The sequence below is a fragment of the Psychrobacter sp. ANT_H3 genome, assembly GCF_027919975.1.
Lineage (GTDB): Bacteria > Pseudomonadota > Gammaproteobacteria > Pseudomonadales > Moraxellaceae > Psychrobacter > Psychrobacter maritimus.
Window position 1 is genome coordinate 1 of record NZ_JAQISM010000006.1, and the last position, 1,199, is coordinate 1,199.

Annotated in this window: 1 protein-coding gene; it reads right to left on the minus strand. The window is 43.0% G+C overall.

All coding sequences use genetic code 11. The features are described 5' to 3' along the window. Positions 1 to 38 precede the first annotated feature (38 nt). A protein-coding gene (locus PG901_RS04940; protein ID WP_271133727.1) for an IS3 family transposase occupies positions 39 to 1,126 on the minus strand; the annotation gives its coding sequence in 2 pieces (ribosomal slippage) (positions 39 to 874 and positions 874 to 1,126; 1,089 coding nt in all). Positions 1,127 to 1,199: the final 73 nt, after the last annotated feature.

A 1,199-nucleotide genomic window follows, 5' to 3' on the forward strand; every position in this document is an offset into this window, starting at 1 on the left:
GGTAACCCTCCCAAACCTAAGACACCTAACAAATAGAATTAAGCTGCTTGATTGAGTTTCTGTATGGGCGTAAAACCGCCATTGCCCATGTTTGGGCGCTCATGATTATAATGATATAACCAGTTTTCTGCTTGTGTGCGTACTTGCTCTAAGTTATCAAACAGCTCCTGATTTAACCAATCATATCTCATGGTTCTGTTAAAGCGCTCCACATAGGCATTTTGCTGTGGATTGCCAGGTTCAATATAGCTTAAGTTAATGCTTTTCTGCTCAGCCCAGTCTTTGAGCGCATTGCTGATGTACTCAGGACCGTTATCGCATCTTATTTGTACAGGTTTGCCTCGATATTCAATGAGCTGGTCTAATGTGCGTATGAGCCTTTGTGCTGGTAGTGAGAAGTCAATCTCAACGGTGAGCGCTTCACGGTTGTAATCATCAATCACATTAAACAGTCTAAAGCTGCGACCGTCATTTAAGCCGTCGTGCATAAAGTCCATGCTCCAGCTTTGGTTTATCCTATCAGGTACTGCTAATGGTATTGGTTTAGCGCGTTTAATGCGACGCTTGGGCTTGATTCTAAGGTTGAGTTCAAGCTCACAGTAGATGCGATATACCCGCTTGTGGTTGTACGGCAGTCCCATGACATTACGCAGGCTTAAAAAGCATAAACCAAAGCCCCAGTTCTTATTCTCATCAGTCAGTTTGATGAGTAAGTCCGCGATCTGCTGGTTCTCATCCGTGGCCATTGACTTATGGTAATAGCAGGTCACGCTGATGTTAAAGATACGGCAAGCACGACGTATGCTAATACCATGCTCTTCAATGTAATGACAAGCCATTTTCCTGCGCCTTTGGGGCGCTACCACTTTTTTGTCATGGCATCCTGTAGGATATCGGATTTAAGACATTCATCAGCATACATCTTCTTAAGACGTGCATTTTCAATTTCAAGTTCTTTTAAGCGCGCAATCAAAGAGGCATCCATGCCGCCATACTTTGAGCGCCAGTTATAAAAGGTACTTTGGCTGATATTATGCTCACGGCAAAGCTCGGTGATAGGGACACCTTGTTCGGCTTGTTTTAGGATATTAACGATTTGGTTGTCAGTAAAGCGTGTCTTTTTCATAGGATTCTCCTGCTGATATATTTTAGCAGTTAATCTCTATTTCTAAGTGTTCTTATTTAGTGGGGGGATTACC